The 16,599-nt window shown below is 73.2% G+C and carries 10 protein-coding genes; 7 read left to right on the top strand and 3 right to left on the bottom strand.

Features of this window, described 5'->3' with window-relative positions; all coding sequences use genetic code 11:
- Positions 1 to 80: 80 nt before the first annotated feature.
- Complete coding sequence (locus ABZY31_RS09950; RefSeq protein WP_356406932.1) at positions 81 to 1,472, bottom strand: M1 family metallopeptidase; 1,392 nt, start codon at positions 1,470 to 1,472, stop codon at positions 81 to 83.
- A gap of 36 nt (positions 1,473 to 1,508) precedes the next feature.
- Positions 1,509 to 5,519 carry a Pls/PosA family non-ribosomal peptide synthetase gene (locus tag ABZY31_RS09945; RefSeq protein ID WP_356406930.1) on the bottom strand — a complete coding sequence of 1,337 codons (4,011 nt, stop codon included), beginning with the start codon at positions 5,517 to 5,519 and terminating at the stop codon, positions 1,509 to 1,511.
- Between the two features lie 298 nt (positions 5,520 to 5,817).
- Between ABZY31_RS09945 and ABZY31_RS09940 the strand changes: the two genes are divergently transcribed.
- Entirely contained in the window at positions 5,818 to 6,669 is an 852-nt protein-coding gene (locus tag ABZY31_RS09940; RefSeq protein ID WP_356406928.1) for an SDR family oxidoreductase, read from the top strand.
- A gap of 25 nt (positions 6,670 to 6,694) precedes the next feature.
- Here the strand turns inward: ABZY31_RS09940 and ABZY31_RS09935 are convergent, their stop codons facing one another.
- Positions 6,695 to 8,386, bottom strand: coding sequence for an ABC transporter family substrate-binding protein (locus ABZY31_RS09935; RefSeq protein ID WP_356406925.1), 1,692 nt, complete (start codon positions 8,384 to 8,386; stop codon positions 6,695 to 6,697).
- Between the two features lie 265 nt (positions 8,387 to 8,651).
- Here ABZY31_RS09935 and ABZY31_RS09930 point away from each other — a divergent pair, with 265 nt between their 5' ends.
- From ABZY31_RS09930 to ABZY31_RS09905, 6 genes are all read left to right on the top strand, one after another.
- Positions 8,652 to 9,635 (top strand): ABC transporter permease, encoded by a 984-nt coding sequence (locus tag ABZY31_RS09930; protein WP_356406922.1) that lies wholly within the window; start codon positions 8,652 to 8,654, stop codon positions 9,633 to 9,635.
- Between the two features lie 25 nt (positions 9,636 to 9,660).
- On the top strand, positions 9,661 to 10,626 hold the full coding sequence (locus ABZY31_RS09925) for an ABC transporter permease (RefSeq protein WP_356406919.1): 966 nt from the start codon (positions 9,661 to 9,663) through the stop codon (positions 10,624 to 10,626).
- On the top strand, positions 10,623 to 12,722 hold the full coding sequence (locus ABZY31_RS09920) for an ABC transporter ATP-binding protein (RefSeq protein ID WP_356406917.1): 2,100 nt from the start codon (positions 10,623 to 10,625) through the stop codon (positions 12,720 to 12,722). Before ABZY31_RS09925 ends, ABZY31_RS09920 begins: the two co-directional genes overlap by 4 nt.
- Positions 12,723 to 12,833: 111 nt before the next feature.
- Positions 12,834 to 14,465 carry a PQQ-binding-like beta-propeller repeat protein gene (locus tag ABZY31_RS09915; RefSeq protein ID WP_356406914.1) on the top strand — a complete coding sequence of 544 codons (1,632 nt, stop codon included), beginning with the start codon at positions 12,834 to 12,836 and terminating at the stop codon, positions 14,463 to 14,465.
- A 100-nt stretch (positions 14,466 to 14,565) separates the two neighbouring features.
- Positions 14,566 to 15,723: a hypothetical protein gene (locus ABZY31_RS09910; RefSeq protein WP_356406911.1), complete on the top strand. Its 1,158-nt coding sequence runs from the start codon at positions 14,566 to 14,568 to the stop codon at positions 15,721 to 15,723.
- Positions 15,724 to 15,971: 248 nt separating this feature from the next.
- On the top strand, positions 15,972 to 16,580 hold the full coding sequence (locus ABZY31_RS09905) for a response regulator transcription factor (protein ID WP_356406908.1): 609 nt from the start codon (positions 15,972 to 15,974) through the stop codon (positions 16,578 to 16,580).
- The last annotated feature ends 19 nt before the right edge of the window (positions 16,581 to 16,599 follow it).

The following is a 16,599-nucleotide window of genomic DNA, read 5'->3' as shown; positions in this document are numbered from 1 at the left end:
CATGAATGCGGCGTCATTCGGGAGGAGTGCATAAAGGGAGGAAACGGTTCCAACCGGGACGCGGAAGGAGGAGGCGTCCCTCAGGCGCGGCCGCGGCTCGCGGGTTCGCCGTTCGTGGGCGGGTACGCGGGCCGCGCCGGCGCCGTGGACCGTACGGGCAGCGGCGGGAGGGCCGGCTCGTACAGCCAGGCGGTGAGCAGCTCGTCCACCGGCTCCGCCGCGTAACGGGCCGCGTGGGTGGTGAAACCGGCGGTGTTGACCACGCCGTGGCGGTGGACGGTGGTCCAGTCGCGCAGCATGCGGAAGAAGGCGGCGTCCCCCAGGGTGCAGCGCAGCGCGTGCACGGCGAGACCGCCGCGCTGGTAGAGCCGGTCGTCGAACATCAGCTTGCGGCCGGGGTCGGCCAGCGTGAGGTCCTGCGGCCGGGACGCCAGCAACCGGTGCGCGTCGGAGGCCAGTTCATGCGCGGTCCGGCCGCCCGAACGCTCCGACCACAGCCATTCGGCGTACTTCGCGAAGCCCTCGTTGAGCCAGATGTGCCGCCAGTCGGCGATGGTCACGCTGTTGCCGAACCACTGGTGCGCCAGCTCGTGGGCGACGAGCCGCTCCGAACCCCGCGCGCCGTCCACGTGGTTGGCGCCGAACAGGGAGAGGCCCTGCGCCTCCACCGGCACGTCCAGTTCCTCGTCGGCGACGACCACCGCGTACGCGCCGAGGGGATACGGCCCGAACAATTCCTCGAACAGGCGCATCATCTCGGGCTGCCGCGCGAAGTCACGGGAGAACCGGGGCAGCAGGTGCGCCGGTACGTGCGCGCTCTGCGGCACCCCGTCGAGTCCCGGATCACCGAGCAGCACCGTCTGGTACATGCCGATGGACAGCCCGACCAGGTAGCTGGAGGTGGGCGCGGACTGCTCGTACACCCAGGTGGTCGTCGAAGCCCTGGTCGTCCGGGTGAGCAGCCTGCCGACGGTCACCACGGTGTAGGCGGAGGGGACGTTCACCGAGATCTGGTAGGAGGCCTTGTCGGCGGGCCGGTCGTTGCAGGGGTACCAGGACGGCGCGCCCACCGGCTGGCTGGCCACCATGGCGCCGTCGGTCAGCTCCTCCCAGCCGATGCCGCCCCACGGGCTGCGGACCGGCTTGGGGTTGCCCACCCAGTGCACCTCCACCGTGAAGGCCGTACCGGCGGGCAGCGGCTTGGCGGGCCGGACGAGGAGCTTGCCGCCCCGGTGCGTGGAGTGCGCGGCCCGGCCGTTCACCAGGACCCGCCCCGTCTTGAACTCGGCCAGGTTCAGGTGGAACTCGGCGAGCGGCGCCCGCCCGGCGATCGCGCTGATCCGGGCCGTCCCGGCCAGCCGGTTGGGACGGGGCCGGTATTCCAGGGCGAGTTCGTACCGGTGCACGCGGTAGCGGGGGTCACCGTTGGCCGGAAAGTACGGGTCCGACGCCGTGGTCGTCTGGCCGTTCATTGACGCTTCCGTTCCCTGCGCTGTGCCCGGCCCCTCTCAGGACCGCCACGCCTCGATCGGATTGCCCAGCCAACGGGTGCCGGCGGGTACGGATTCCCCGGCCATCACGAGCGAGGCGGGACCCAGTGTGCTGTGGGCGCCGACGGTGCTCCCGGGCAGGACGATTCCGCCCGGGCCCAGGGTGGCGCCCTCGTGGAGGACCACAGTATCCGTCCTCAAGATCCGGTCGTGGAAGAGGTGCGTCTGGAGCACGCAGCCCCGGTTCACGCTGACCGCGTCACCCAGCTCCACCAGGTCCGTCTCGGGCAGCCAGTAGCTCTCGCACCACACGCCCCGGCCGATCCGCGCCCCGAGCCCGCGCAGCCACAGGGACAGCAGCGCGGTACCGGGTACGGATCCGGCCAGCCAGGGCACGGCCAGCACCTCGACGAAGGTGTCGGCCAGTTCGTTGCGCCACACGAAGCCGCTCCACAGCGGGTGCTCCCCGGCCCGGTGGCGGCCCACCAGCAGCCACTTCGCGGCCACCGTGACCGCGCACCCGGCGGCGCCCGCCGCCAGCAGGACCGCCCCCGACAGCAGCGCCGTGCCCGCGGCGCCCACCGCCCCCGGGGCGCTCAGCGCGCAGAACGCCGCCGCGGTGAGCACGGCCAGCGCGGCCGAGCAGAACACCGGGACCAGCCGGCACAGCTCGACCAGGCCGCGTGCCCACAGCAGCCGCGCGGGCGGGTCGTACGTCCGGCTCTGGTCGGCGTCCGCCGTGGACCGCGGCAGCCGCACCGGCGGCAGCCCCAGGTACGAACTGCCCTTCTTGGCCTTCTTCGGCGTCGCCGACAGCACGCCCACCAGCCCGCCGTCCGGCACGGTGCGCCCGGGCGCGGTCATGCCCGAGTTGCCGAGGAACGCCCGGCGGCCGATCGCCGAGTGCCCGATCCGCATCCAGCCGCCGCCCAGTTCGTAGGGCGCGGTCAGGGTGTCGTCGGCGAGGAACGCGCCCTCGCCGACGGTGGTGAGGCTCGGCAGCGCGAGCACGGTGGACACCTCCGCGCCCCGGCCGATCTTCATGCCGAGCAACCGCAGCCACACCGGCGTGATCAGCCCGGCGTACAGCGGGAAGAGCGTCTCGCGGGACAGGTCCATCAGCTGGGTGACCGTCCAGGCCTGCCAGCCGGTCCTGCTGTGCGTGGGATGGACGCCGCTGCGCAGACCCAGGCTGAGCAGCCGTACGGAGACGAGCAGCAGCAGCGCGTACGCGCACCCGAAGGCGAGCGCCCCCGGCACCACGGCGAGCAGGGCGCCGCGCAGCGCCGCGCCCGCCCCTGCGCCGGCGGGCACGAAGCGGCTCGCCACGAGCAGCGCGGGCAGCGCCGCGAGCACGGGCAGAGCGGTGAGGCCGAACCCGGCCGCCCCGTACGCGGCGCGCCAGCGGACCGGCCGCGGCGGCCGCTCCCCGGGCCAGTTGCGCTTGGCCCTGCCGAGTTTGACGGCGGGCGCCCCTGCCCACCGCTGCCCGGTGGGCACCTGCCCGACGACCGCGGAACCGGGGGCCACCTCGGCCCGCTTGCCGACGCGCGCCCCGGGGAAGAGCAGGCTGCGGGTGCCCACCACGGCCCCCGCCCCGACCTTGACCGCGCCGATCACGAGCTGGTCCCCGTCCAGCCAGTGCCCGCAGAGGTCCACCTCGGACTCGACGGCGCAGCCCCGGCCGAGCTTGAGCATGCCCGTCACCGGGGGCAGGGAGTGCAGGTCCACCTCGGGTCCGACCTTGGCGCCCAGCGCCCGGGCGTAGCGCTCCAGCCACGACCCGCTGAGCGAGGTCGCGCCGGCGCACTCGGCCAGCCGCTCGGCCGTCCACAGCCGCAGGTGCACGCGGCCGCCGCGCGGGTAGCGCCCGGCCTTCACGCCGCGCAGCAGCAGGCGCGCGCCGCCGGCCGCGATCGCGAGCCGCCCCGGCGGGCTGAACAGCAGCGCCGCCCCCGCCCCGACCAGCCACCACGATGCGGTGGGCGCCCACGGATAGGGCCCGAACCAGTGCAGTACGTTGCCCAGGGCCAGCAGCGCCACCGTCCAGCGCAGCCCGACCAGGGTGAACAGCGGGAGCAGCAGCAGCGACTGCACGACCTGGGAGCGGAGCGGGACGGGCGAGACGACGCGGGCCGCGCCGTCCTCCCGTACGGACTTCTCCAGCCGCCGGGCCAGTTTGCGCAGCGTGGGCTGCTGATAGATGTCGAGGACGGCCGCCCGCGGGTAGCGGACGCGCAGCCGGGTGGTGAGCTGGGCGGCGGCGAGACTGTTGCCGCCGATCGCGAAGAAGTCGTCGGCGCCGCCGGTGACGCTCACCCCGAGGGTCTCGCTCCACTGCTCGGCGAGCCAGGCCTCGGTGCCGTACAGCTGCTCCACCGGCCCGGTGGTCTCCAGGTTGGGGAGCGGCCAGGGCAGCGCGTCGCGGTCGACCTTGCCGGAGGTCCGGGTCGGCAACTCCTCGACCGGCGCGAGCAGCGGTACGAGGGCGGCGGGCAGCTCGGCCCGCAGCCGCTCGACGGCCGCGGCGCGGTCCCAGCCCTCCTGGGGGACGAGGTAGCCGACGAGCAGCTGGTTGCCGCTGCGCGCGGTGCGCACGGCGGCGGCCGCGCCGGCCACCCCCGGCAGGGCCTGGAGCGCGGCGTCGACCTCGCCCAGTTCGATCCGGCGGCCGCCGAGCTTGATCTGCTCGTCACCGCGGCCGAGGAAGACCAGCCCTTCCGGTTCGGCGCGGACGAGGTCGCCGCTGCGGTAGGCGCGCTCCCAGCCCAGGGACGCCAGCGGCGCGTACTTCTCGGCGTCCTTCACCGGGTCGAGGTAGCGCGCCAGGCCGACGCCGCCGATGACGAGTTGGCCGCTGCCACCCATCGGCACGGGCTCGCCGGACTCGTCGACCACGGCCAGTTCCCAGCCGTTCAGCGGGAGCCCGATCCTGATCGGCTCCGCTCCGCTCAGCAGGGAGGCGCAGGCGACCACGGTGGCCTCGGTGGGGCCGTAGGTGTTCCACACCTCGCGGCCCTCGGTGACCAGCCGCTGGGTCAGCTCGGGCGGGCAGGCCTCACCGCCGAAGATCAGCAGCCGGACCTCGTCGAGGGCTTCGGGCTCCCACAGCGCGGCCAGGGTCGGCACGGTGGAGACCACGCTGATCTCCTGCTCCATCAGCCAGGGGCCGAGGTCGGCGCCGCTGCGCACCTGCGAGCGGGGAACCGGCACGAGGCAGGCGCCGTGCCGCCAGGCCAGCCACATCTCCTCGCAGGAGGCGTCGAAGGCGACGGACAGCCCCGCCATGACGCGGTCGCCGGGGCCGATGGGGTCCTCGGCGAGGAAGAGGGCGGCCTCGGCGTCCACGAAGGCGGCGGCGCTGCGGTGGCTGACGGCCACGCCCTTCGGCTTGCCGGTGGAGCCGGAGGTGAAGATGATCCAGGCGTCCTGGTCGGGACCGGGCCGCGCGGCGGCCTTCGGAGTACCGGCGGGGCCGGTGACGTCGATGCGCCGGCCGGCGCCGAGGACCGCCCGCACCCCGGCCTCGCCGAAGACCAGCTCGGCCCGCTCGTCCGGATCCTCGGCGTCGACCGGTACGTAGGCGGCGCCGACCGCGAGCACGGCGAGGATCGACACGTACAGCTCGTTGGTCCCCGACGGCACACGGACGCCAATCCGGTCGCCCGGGCCGACCCCGGCGGCCACCAGGGCGCGCCGCCGGCGTTCGACCTCGACGGCCAGGGCGCGGTAGGTCAGCCGGGCGCTGCCGTCGTCGAGGGCCGGCTCGTCGGGGTGGGCGCGGACGGAGGCCTCGAAGATGTCGAGGAGGGTGCGGGGCGGGGCGGCGGGTCCGGCGCGGAACAGGGCGGACTTACCGGGTTCCTCCCGCGCGCCGTCGCCGTCGGCGTTGACGTCCGCTGGTGCGTGGGTGGGGGCGTCGCCGGTGACTTCGGCGGGCGCGTTGCCGGCGGCATCCGCGGGCGCGTCCCCGTTCCCGTTCCCGCCCGCGAGCAGGGTCAGTTCACCGTGCTCAGGTGTGGCTGCCATCGGCCCTCGCGTCTCGGTCCCGGAAACACCCGGGTCGCCGGTGGAGCCCAGGTTTGCCAGGGTTGTTCCGGTCCAGCACCAATCGACCCGTCATTCTAGTGCGCCATCGGCGGATTTCCCGCTGGGGCCCGGCGGGCGGCGGAAAAGCGAGGCTACGGCCGAGGGGGCGCGAGAGCGCCGGAAAGCGCGCCTCTCGCGCTCCCGCACGCCGCCTCCCGGGGGTGTTCGCCCGCGGCGCGGTACGGCGACCATGACGGCCGGTGCGCAGGGCGCAGGGCGCAGGGCGAAGGGGGATGCGGTGGAGCGTCGTTGGCTGGTGACGGGGTGTTCCTCGGGGCTCGGCCGGGCCGTGGCAGCGGCCGCGGCGCGCGCCGGTGATCAGGTGGCCGCGACCGCGCGCACGACCGCGGCCCTGGAGGAGCTGGTCCGGGCCTGGCCCGGCCGGATCACGCCCCTCGCGCTGGAGCTGCGCGACGCGGACCAGTGCGAACGGGCCGTGCGCGGCGCCGTCGATCGCATGGGCGGCATCGACGTCCTGGTCAACAACGCGGGCAGCGGTCTCTTCGGCACGGTCGAGGAGGTCGCCGACGCCGAGCTGCGCGACCAGCTGGAGACCCTGCTCGTCGGTCCCTGGAGGCTCGCGCGGCTGGTCCTGCCGCTGATGCGGGCGCAGGGCCGCGGCCACATCGTCAATGTGTCCTCGCTCGGCGGCCGGATGGCCTTCCCCGGCCTCGCGTCCTACGTCGCGGGGAAGTACGCGCTGGAGGGCATGAGCCAGGCGCTGGCGGCCGAGGTCGCGCCCTTCGGCGTACGGGTGACGGTCGCCGAGCCCGGGGTCTTCGCCACCCGCTACGGGTCCTCCCTCGCGGAGGCCGCGCACCGCCTCCCGGTCTACGCGGAGGCCACCGGCGAGATGCGCGACGGGTTCCGCGGGATGGAGGACAACGCGGAGTACGGCAGACCGGAGGACTTCGCCGAGACGCTGCTGGCGCTCGTCGCCTCCGACGTGCCGACCCCCCTGCGCGTGCCCGTCGGGGAGGACGCCTACGCCTACCTGGAAGCGGCCGAGGAGGCGGCCCGCGCGGAGTTCGCCGCGGCCCGCGCCCTCGTCATGCCGGCTCAGGCGGTCCGGCTGCCGACGACCGCCTGACTTGCCTGACCTGCCCGGTCCGGCGTCACTTCTGCCAGCCGACCTTCGTGTAGTCGACGTCGGCGAGCCCGGTGGCGCCGAAATTGGCGAGGCCCTTGCGGTCCGCCAGGATGGCCGGGCGCTGGTACAGCTCGATCGAGTGCCCGAGCTTGAAGATCTCGGCATCGGCCTGGTTGTAGAGCCTCAGCGCCTCGCCGCGGTCGGTGGTCCGGCCCGCCTTCTTCAGGAGTTCGTCGATCCGAGGGCTGCCGACGGAACCGAAGTTCTGGAAGAGGTTGCCGCCCTGCGGCTGCTGGAAGACCGGGATCAGCTTGGAGGTGTAGGCCTCGTCGACGTTGCGGAAGCTGACGAGGTCGAAGTTCCCGGTGTTCACGAACTTGCCGAAGTAGTCGTTCGCCGGGACCTTCTTGATGTCGACCTTCACGCCCACCGCGCTCAACTGCTGCTGCACCAGCTGCGCCTGGTCCTCCTGCGCGGAGGAGCCGCCCGCGCTGAGCGTGTACTCCAGGGTCAGTTCCTTGCCGTCCTTGGTGCGCGGCTTGCCCTGGCCGGCGTCCTTCCAGCCCGCTTCGTCCAGGAGCTTGGCCGCCCGCGCGGGGTCGTAGGCGTCGAACTCGCTGGAGTTGTCCTGGTAGCCCGCCTGGTTCGGCATGAAGAAGTGGTTGTTGAGCGGCTTCAGTTCGAAGGAAAGGTCCTTGGCGAAGCTGGCGTTGATGCCCTTGCGGTCGATGGCCGACTGGAGGGCGTTGCGCACCTTGACGTCCTGGAGCGGGCCGCGCGCGGCGTTGAGGGTGATGTGCACCTCGTCCCAGCGGGCGCCGCGCCGGATGTCCGCGGTGGGGTCCTTGACCAGGCGCTTGTAGTCCTCGGGCTGCAGCGCCGTCGTCTCGTCCAGCTCCTTGTTGAGGAAGGCCTCGGTGCGCGCCGAGCGGTCCAGGACGCGGAAGACGACCGAGTCCAGCAGGGGCTTGTCACCCCACCACCGGGGGTCGGGCACCAGCGTGATGGTCTGGGCCGTCTTGTCGTAGGTGCCGATGGTGAAGGCACCCGCGGTGACCGGCGCCTTCTCCGTCCAGCCCTTGTTGAACTTCTCCGGGGTGTCGAGGTACGCGGCCGGGTACAGCGGGTCGAAGAGCCGTGGCCAGTCGGCGTACGGGGTCGAGAAGGTGATCTTCACGCCGTGCTCGTCGGCGCCCTGCTCGACCTTCGAGATCTGGTCGTAGCCGGTGGTGTCGGCCGCCTCGTACGCCTTGTCGGCGCCGTTCAGCGCCTTCCACTGGGCCTCGAAGTCCTTCCACCCCAGCGGCTTCCCGTCGGACCACGTCGCCTTCGGGTTCAGCTGGTACTCCACCACCTGCGGATCGGCCGAGACGACCTTCGCCGAGGTCAGGAACGCCGGGTTCGGCTGGCCGACCCCCTTCGCGTCCGCGTAGAAGAGGTGCGGCAGCACGACCCGGTCGATCTCCGCGGCGTCGCCCTGCTGGCCGTCCACCTGGTTCATGTTGTACTGCGTGATCCACTGGTCGATGGCGATCTTCAGCGATCCGCCCCGCTTGAGGGCGCTCACGGGCTGGGCGTTGATGTTCTGCCCGTCGACGGCGGGCGCCGCCTCCTTCTTCGCCGACGCGTCCCCGTCCGTGCCGGAGGAGTCGCAGGCCGAGACCGCCAGGGTGGCCGACAGGGCTGCGGCTAGGGCGACGACCGTGGTTCTGCGCATCGGGACACTTCCTCCGGTTGTGGGGGTGGTGGGGCGGGACCACAGCCCCGGCCGACCGTAGGAGATCTTGCGCTCCGCAGGGAGGCCTGCTGGAATCCCGCTATGTTTTCTTAGCATGTCCGCAACAAACAGCGGTCAAGCTGTGTCAACGAGCCGACGAATTAGCCAGGTTGACCTGCCGCGGCCGTGATTCCCGGACGACCCGGGCGTCGCGCACTTCCCACGATCCCCCGCGGATCACGAGCACTTGCGGAGGTCCCCACCCGTGGCCGCCTACCTGGCCAAGCGGCTCGGCTACTACGCCGTGCTGCTGCTGGCCGCCGTCTGCCTCTCCTACCTGCTCGCCTCGTACGCCCTGGATCCGCGGGCGTACTACGAAGGCCGCCAGCCCCCCTTGTCGCCCGGCTCCGTGGACCACCACCTGACCGCCCTCGGCGTCAACGACCACACCCCCCTGCTCGCCCGCTTCACCGCCTGGGCCGGACACGCGCTGCGCGGCGACCTCGGGCAGACCATCGACGGGACCCCGGTGGGAGCCGAGTTCGGGCGGCGGATCGGGGTCAGCCTGCGCCTGCTGCTCTTCGGCACGGTCGCCGGCACCGTGCTGGGCGTACTGGCCGGGGCCTGGACGGCCGTGCGCCAGTACCGGTTCTCCGACCGGGCGATGACCCTGGCGTCCTTCGTGCTGCTCTCGACCCCCGTGTTCCTGCTGGCCGTTCTGCTGAAGATCGGCGCGATCTGGTTCAACACCAGGACCGGCACCGACGTCGTCCGGTTCACCGGCGAGAAGACCCCCGGCGTCGACTCCGGCTTCTGGGCGGTGCTCAAGGACCGCGGCGTCCACCTGCTGCTGCCCACGATCTCGATCGGGCTCGGCGCGATCGCCGGATACAGCCGCTACCAGCGCTCCACGATGCTGGACGTGCTCGGCTCGGACTACCTGCGCACCGCCGCGGCCAAGGGCCTCGGCCGCCGGGCGGTGCTGCTCCGACACGGCCTGCGGACCGCCCTGATCCCCATGTCGACCTATTTCAGCTACGGCTTCCTCGCCCTCTTCACCGGCGCCACCTTCACCGAGACGATCTTCGGATGGCACGGCATGGGCGAGTGGTTCATCGCCTCCATCGGCAAGAACGACGTCAACTCGGTCGTCGCCGTGAACGTGTTCGCCGCCGTGACCGTGCTCGTGTCCGGCTTCCTCGCGGACCTGCTGCACGCCGCGCTCGACCCGCGCATCCGCGCCGCCTGACCCCGGATCCAGGAGAACGCCGACCATGACCGCCGTCATCGAGAGCAGCGTCCGGGGCGCGGAGCCCGCCACCCGCCCGGCCGGACGCGCCACCGTCGTCCTGCGCCGGTTCCTGCGCAACCGCAGCGCGCTGGCCGGCGCCGCCGCCCTGCTGCTGCTCTTCCTGCTCGCCTTCGCCGGACCGCTCCTCAGCCCGTGGGACTACAGCCACATCGACTACACCGCCCTGCGGTCCGCCCCGAGCGCCCGGCACTGGTGGGGCACCAACCGGATCGGCCAGGACGTCTTCGCCCAGACCGTGCGCGGACTCCAGAAGTCCCTGGTCATCGGGTTGCTGGTGGCCCTGTTCTCCACCGTGTTCGCCTCCCTGGTGGGCGCCTGCGCCGGGTACTTCGGCGGCTGGACGGACCGGCTGCTGATGTTCCTCGTGGACCTGCTGCTCGTCTTCCCGTCGTTCCTGATCATCGCGATCGTCTCGCCGAGGCTGCGCAGCGGCGGCTGGGTCGCCTTCGTCGGGCTGCTCGCCGTGTTCGGCTGGATGATCACCGCGCGGGTGGTCCGGTCGATGACGCTCTCGTTGAAGGAGCGGGAATTCGTCAAGGCGGCCGTGTATATGGGCGTCGGACCGCTCCGGATCATCTGGCGCCACGTCCTGCCCAACATCGCCTCGTTCCTCATCATCGACGCGACGATCGCCGTCGGCGGCGCCGTCATGAGCGAGACCGCCCTCTCCTACTTCGGCTTCGGCGTGCAGGCTCCGGACGTCTCGCTCGGCACGCTGATCGCGAGCACCACGGGAGCCGCCGTCACCTACCCCTGGATGTTCTTCTTCGCCGCCGGGCTGCTGATCGTCTTCGTCCTCGCGGTCAACCTGGTGGGGGACGGACTGCGGGACGCTCTCGACCCGACCTCCCGGCGCGCCGCGCGCCGGACCACCCGCGCCGGAGCCGGCCGGCCATCACCCGCCACCGCCAAGGGAGTCGGCCGATGAGCGCCCCCGCACCACCCGTCCTGACCGTCACGGACCTGGAGGTCGACTTCGACGGGGTGCCCGCCGTGCGCGGGGTCGGCTTCTCGCTGGCCCGCGGCGAAGTCCTGGGCCTGGTCGGGGAGTCGGGGTCGGGCAAGTCAGCGACCGCGCTCGCCGTCCTCGGCCTGCTGCCGGCCCATGCCGCCGTACGGGGATCCGTCCGCCTGGGCCCGACCGAGCTGGTCGGTGCCCCGGACGCCGAGCTCAGCGCCGTGCGCGGGAAGCGCATCGGGATGGTGTTCCAGGACCCGCTGTCCGCCTTCACCCCGGTCTACCGGATCGGCGACCAGATCGCGGAAGCGGTCCGCGCCCACCAGGACGTCTCGCGCGCCCGCGCCCGCGCCCGGGCGGTGGAGCTGCTCGACCTGGTCGGAATCCCCGAACCGGCCCTGCGCGCCCAGGCGTTCCCCCACGAGTACTCGGGCGGCATGCGGCAGCGCGCCATGATCGCCATGGCCATGGCCAACGACCCGGACGTGCTGCTCGCCGACGAGCCGACCACGGCCCTGGACGTCACCATCCAGGCCCAGATCCTCGACGTGCTGCGCACGGCCCGGCGGGAGACGCGCGCGGCGCTGGTCCTCGTCAGCCATGACCTCGGGGTGATCGCGGGCATGGCGGACCGGGTCGCGGTGATGTACGCGGGGCGCATCGTCGAGACGGGGACGGCGGCCGAGGTCTTCGGGCGCCCCTCGATGCCCTACACGATGGGCCTGATCGGCGCGGTGCCCCGGCTGGACGGGGGCGGGGGCCCCCTCGTCCCCATCCCCGGCTCGCCGCCCGCGGCGGGGCGGGTGGGCGCCGGGTGCGCCTTCGCCCCGCGCTGCCCGATGGCGCAGGAGCGCTGCACGGCGGACGTCCCGCCGCTGTCGGCGGTGGCGCCGGGGGCGGACGTGCGGGACCCGGGGGAGCGGGGCGCGGCGGGCGCCGGGGGAGGTCACCTCGCGGCCTGTGTCCGTTCCGGTGAGATCGCCGAGAAGGGGCTCGGGGTGCTCGACGTCTACCCCGTGCCCGCGATCCCGGAGGCTCCCGAACAGGTCACCGGAGAAACGGTGTTGAAGGTCACCGGGCTCGTCAAGACCTTCCCCGTGCTCAAGGGCGCCGCCTTCAAGCGGCGGATCGGCACGGTGCACGCCGTCGACGGGGTCGACCTCGCGATCCGCGGCGGGGAAACGCTCGCGCTGGTGGGGGAGTCCGGGTCCGGGAAGTCCACCACGCTCTTCGAACTGCTCCACCTGGCCCGTCCCGAGGGCGGCTCCGTCGAACTGTTCGGCAAGGCCCCCGCCGACCTCGGCAAGGCCGACCGACGGGCCCTGCGCGGCCAGGTGCAGATCGTCTTCCAGGACCCGATGGCGAGCCTCGACCCCCGCATGCCCGTCGGCGACATCATCGCCGAGCCGCTGCGCGCGCAGGGCGCCGACCGGGCGAGCGCCGCCCGCCGGATCCCCGAGCTGCTCGACCAGGTCGGGCTCGACCGGGCCGCCGCCGAACGCTTCCCGCACGAGTTCTCCGGCGGCCAGCGCCAGCGCATCGGGATCGCCCGGGCCCTGTCGGTCCGGCCGAAACTGCTGGTGCTCGACGAACCCGTCTCCGCGCTCGACGTGTCCGTCCAGGCCGGGATCCTCAACCTGCTGCTCAGGCTCAAGGCGGAGCTGGGCCTGGCCTACCTCTTCGTCTCGCACGACCTGTCCGTCGTGCGGTACATCGCCGACCGCGTCAGCGTCGTCTACCTCGGGCGCACCGTCGAGGCCGGGACGGTCCGGGAGGTCTTCGAGAACCCGCGGCACCCGTACACCCAAGCCCTCCTGTCGGCGGTGCCGCTGCCGGACCCGGCGCGCGAGCGCGCCCGGCAGCGGGACCGGATCCTGCTGCCGGGCGACCCACCGAGCCCAACCCGGCGCTACGCGGGCTGTCGGTTCAGGGGACGGTGCCCGGTGTACGCGGGCCTGGACCCCGAGCGGCGCGAGCGCTGCGCGACGCAGGTGCCCGAGCCGACCGCCCACGCCGCCGACCACGTGGCGTCGTGCCACTTCCCCGCGGTACGGGCGGTGCTCTGAGGAACGGACCGCCGGCGCCCGGGGCGGCGCCGAGCCGCCGAACCGGCGAGCCGGGCCCCGGGGGTGGGGGTGGCTCTGGTTCGGGTGAACCGCACGGGCCACACTCTTCCCATGAGCAGTCACGAGCCCGGCGGCCCCACCCCACCGCCGTACGGACCTCCGCACGGATCCCCGTACGGACCTGGTCCCCAGAACCCGTACGCGCAGCCCGAGCCCCCGACGCAGCCCTCGCCGCAGGCGCAACAGCAGCCGGACGCGGGGTGGTTGGGCGGATCCCCGTCCCCCGCTCCCGGCGGCGGAGGGCGGGGCCCCTTCGCCGGCAGGCGCGCCGTGCTGGTCACGGCGCTGGCGGTGGCCCTGCTGGTGGTGGGCGGCGTGGTGTACGCCGTCGCGGGCGGCGGCCACGACGCCTCGCCCGGCCCCCGCGCCGACGACGCGCACTCGGCGTCCCCGTCCGGCACCCCCACGGTCGACAAGGGTGACGGCAAGGGCCCGGGGGGCGGACCGGAACCGTACGACCCCAACGCCGGCATCCAGCCGGGCGAGGGGCGGGTCTGGCTGCGCGAGAACCAGACCCAGCTGGCCGGTTCCGGAGCCGAGCAGTTCGGCCCCTGGCGGGTCGGTGACGTCGTGGTCAAGGCCATGCACAAGGAGATCACCGGCTACTCGGCGGCCGACGGCACGGACAAGTGGAAGGCCGACCTGGAGACTCCGATCTGCGGGGTTCCGCAGGGCCCCGCGGCCAACGGCAAGCTGGTCGTCGGCCTCTTCGAGAGCAACGCGGAGAAACCCCACTGCACCCAGCTCCAGCAGATCGACCTCACCACCGGAAAGCTCGGCTGGAAGGTGCAGGTGCCGAAGGAGAACGGATTCGACACCACCAACACCTTCGAGATGGCGATCACCGGTGACACCGTCGCGGTCTCCCGGTCGGCCGTGTGGAGCGGCTTCTCGGTCACCGACGGCAGGAAGCTCTTCGGCACGCCGAAGACCGGCTGCTCCCCGTCGGGGTTCGCCGGGGGCTCCCGGCTGATCGGCCTGCGCAACTGCTTCGACCCGAAGCCCGCCGAGGTGCTGGAGGAGGTGGACCCGGTGACCGGCGAACCCAAGTGGAGCTACACCTTCGAGAAGGGCTGGCGGGTCGGCCGCGTCCTGTCCGTGGACCCGCTGGTCGTCGCCGCGCTCAACTCCGACAAGAAGGTCTGGGGCATCACGGCCTTCACCGCCGACGGCGCGGTCCGCTCGCAGAGCGAGGCGCGGTTCGGGGTGAACGGCCGGTGCAACGGCTACGGGCGCTCCGACGGCCTTCAGGACTGCCCGGGCGCCGTGGTCGACGGCGACACGCTCTACCTCGCGGGCGGCAAGGCCGGTACCTCGCTCGGTATCGACGACACCGACGAGGTCATCGCCGTCGACCTGGCCAACGGGCAGGAGAAGTGGCACGCGGCGGCGCCCGACAAGGGACGCTCCATGTGGCCGCTGGCGGTCGAGGACCACAAGGTCGTCGTGTACATCGGGGACGGCGCGGGACATTCGGGCGCGATGGCGACGCTCGCCCCGACGGGCGGCGCACCGCAGGTGTTCCTGCAGAGCCCGGCCGCCGCGCGGGGACCCCAATCGGTCTTCTACCCGCACGGCGTGCACCCGGCGTGGCTCGGCGGCCGGCTCTTCCTGCTCAACGGCCGGGTGCAGGGACCGGAGCCGGAGAAGGTCGACCACGCGCTCCTCTCGTTCGGCAAGTAGCTGCCTCCGTAGGCGTCTTGGCCGGATCGGGGGGTCCGGCCGGGCGGCGGCCGGACCCGGCCGTGGCGGGTGCCACACCGCACGCCTATCGTTACTCGCCATGTGGCCAGGACAGCAGACGCCCGGGGGCGAGCGGGACCCGCACGAACAGGGACCGCACGAGCAGCGACCGCACGAGCAGGGCTCGCACGCGCAGGACCCGCACGAGCAGGGCACGCAGGCGCCGGGACCCCACGGGCGGGGCCCGTACGCGCAGGGGCCCTACGCCCAGGGGCCCTACGCCCAGGAACCCCGCGAGGAGTTCCCCAACCCATACCGGCAGCCGCCGCCTCCCCCGGGGATGCCGCCCGCGCACGCCGCGCCCGAGCCGGTCACCACCCCCATCGCCCCGTACCCGGTGGGCGGCCCCTACGGGATGCCTCCGGGGCAGCAGCCGCCGCCCCCCGCCAAGCGCGGGCGGACGACCGTCCTCGTCGCCGTCGTCGCGGCGGCCGCCGTGGTGGTCGCGGCCGCCGCGGTCGGCGGCGTGCTCCTGCTCGGGAACGACGACCGGACCGCCGATCGGGCGGACGCCGACCCGTCGTCGTCCGCTTCCGCCCCCGCTTCGCCGTCGGGCTCCGCCTCCGGGTCGGCCTCCGCCTCGCCGTCGACCACCGTGCCGCCGACGATCCCGGGCTGGAAGACGGTCGTGAACCCGCAGCACGGCACGGCCTTCGACGTGCCGCCCGAATGGGAGGTGGCGGCGCCCTCCGTGTTCAGCGGCTACGAGGACGACACGGACCACGAGAAGATCCTGATCGGGCACACCGCGCCGGCCTTCTACAAGTCGCAGTGGTGCAGCCTCGACTCCGACGGCGACGGCCGGATCGACCACTTCCGGCTCGCCACGACGGGGACCAAGGGGGCCGACGGCGCCAAGGACACCCGGGACGTCGCCGAGAAGGAGGCCCCGACCTGGGTCTTCGCCGCGTACACCCAGCCGGACAAGTCCCTCGTCAAGTGGGACAAGCCGGTGGACTACACGACCGCCTCCGGGGTCAAGGGCACTTACGTCACCGCGCATTCCGAGGGTGCCAAGAAGCCCAACAAGTGCACGGGCGACGGCCGTTCGGTCGTGTTCGGCTTCAAGAACGGCAAGGGCGACTTCGTCGCCTGGGACTTCTACGGGCGGACCGGCGTGCCGGGTGCGGTCGGGGACGAGCTGATCATGCGGATCATGAGCACGGTCCGCCTGACGGAGATCGCCCCGGCCGACTAGGCAGAGCGGCTCCCGCCCGTCGCTGACCCGCGGAAGGGGTGGAATTCGGCCGTATCCGGGAAGCGGTGCGGGGCGGACGGAGGTGAGCGGGCTGCACCGAGGCGTGAGGGAGCATCCGGGAGGCGGCCGTTTATGGCCACGCGCCCCCGCACGCCCCCTGCGGAGACGTTCCGGCAGGGCGGTCACGGGGCAGCCGGAAGGTGCTGCTCGATCCGCGCCGCTCCCTCCCGTCCCCTGGAGAGTTCCGCATGACGAAGGTCCTCGTACTGCACAGCGTCAGCCTCGTCGGGTCCGCCCTGGCCGCCCTGTTGAGATCCGAGGGGCAGTTCGACGTCACGTCGGCGGGGTGGAGGACGGCCGCGCGCCGGGCCGAGTTGTTACGACCAGACGTGGCGGTCGTCGACATCGACTGTCCGGGTGCCACGGCCGTCCTGGCGGGGGAGGGGTGCGTCAACCGCAGGCTCCTGAACCCCCCGACCCCCCTGCTCGTCCTGGCGACGGCGGGCACGCCCGGTACGCTCGGCCGCGCGTTCCAGGCGAAGGCCCTGGGCTACGTCGACAAGGACGGCTCGCCCGCACAGCTGGTCCGCGCCGTCCGCAAGGTCGCGGCGGGCGAACGGTTCATCGACGCCTCCCTCGCCTCCGCCTTCATGGAGGCCGACCCGGTGCCGCTCAGCCCGCGCGAACTGAGCGTCCTGGCCCGCGCGGCCGAAGGCGACTCGATAGCCGAGATCGCCCGCGCCCTGCACCTGGCCAGCGGCACCGTCCGCAACTACATGGCCGCCGTCACCCGCAAGACCGGAGCCCGCAACCGCATCGACGCGATACGCATATCGCGCAGCGCGGGCTGGGTGTAACCCCCCGCAGCCGGGCGGC

The sequence above is a fragment of the Streptomyces sp. NPDC006529 genome (genome assembly GCF_040611795.1).
Lineage (GTDB): Bacteria > Actinomycetota > Actinomycetes > Streptomycetales > Streptomycetaceae > Streptomyces.
The sequence above is the reverse complement of the archived record's forward strand: the minus strand, read 5'-3'. Positions and strand labels throughout refer to the sequence as shown.

Excerpts from the sequence above, each read along its gene's own strand:
- ABZY31_RS09950 (WP_356406932.1), bottom strand. The coding sequence starts at position 1,472 with ATGAACGGCCAGACGACCACGGCGTCGGACCCGTACTTTCCGGCCAAC.
- ABZY31_RS09945 (WP_356406930.1), bottom strand. The coding sequence starts at position 5,519 with ATGGCAGCCACACCTGAGCACGGTGAACTGACCCTGCTCGCGGGCGGG.
- ABZY31_RS09935 (WP_356406925.1), bottom strand. The coding sequence starts at position 8,386 with ATGCGCAGAACCACGGTCGTCGCCCTAGCCGCAGCCCTGTCGGCCACC.
- ABZY31_RS09925 (WP_356406919.1), top strand. The coding sequence starts at position 9,661 with ATGACCGCCGTCATCGAGAGCAGCGTCCGGGGCGCGGAGCCCGCCACC.
- ABZY31_RS09920 (WP_356406917.1), top strand. The coding sequence starts at position 10,623 with ATGAGCGCCCCCGCACCACCCGTCCTGACCGTCACGGACCTGGAGGTC.
- ABZY31_RS09915 (WP_356406914.1), top strand. The coding sequence starts at position 12,834 with ATGAGCAGTCACGAGCCCGGCGGCCCCACCCCACCGCCGTACGGACCT.
- ABZY31_RS09910 (WP_356406911.1), top strand. The coding sequence starts at position 14,566 with ATGTGGCCAGGACAGCAGACGCCCGGGGGCGAGCGGGACCCGCACGAA.
- ABZY31_RS09905 (WP_356406908.1), top strand. The coding sequence starts at position 15,972 with ATGACGAAGGTCCTCGTACTGCACAGCGTCAGCCTCGTCGGGTCCGCC.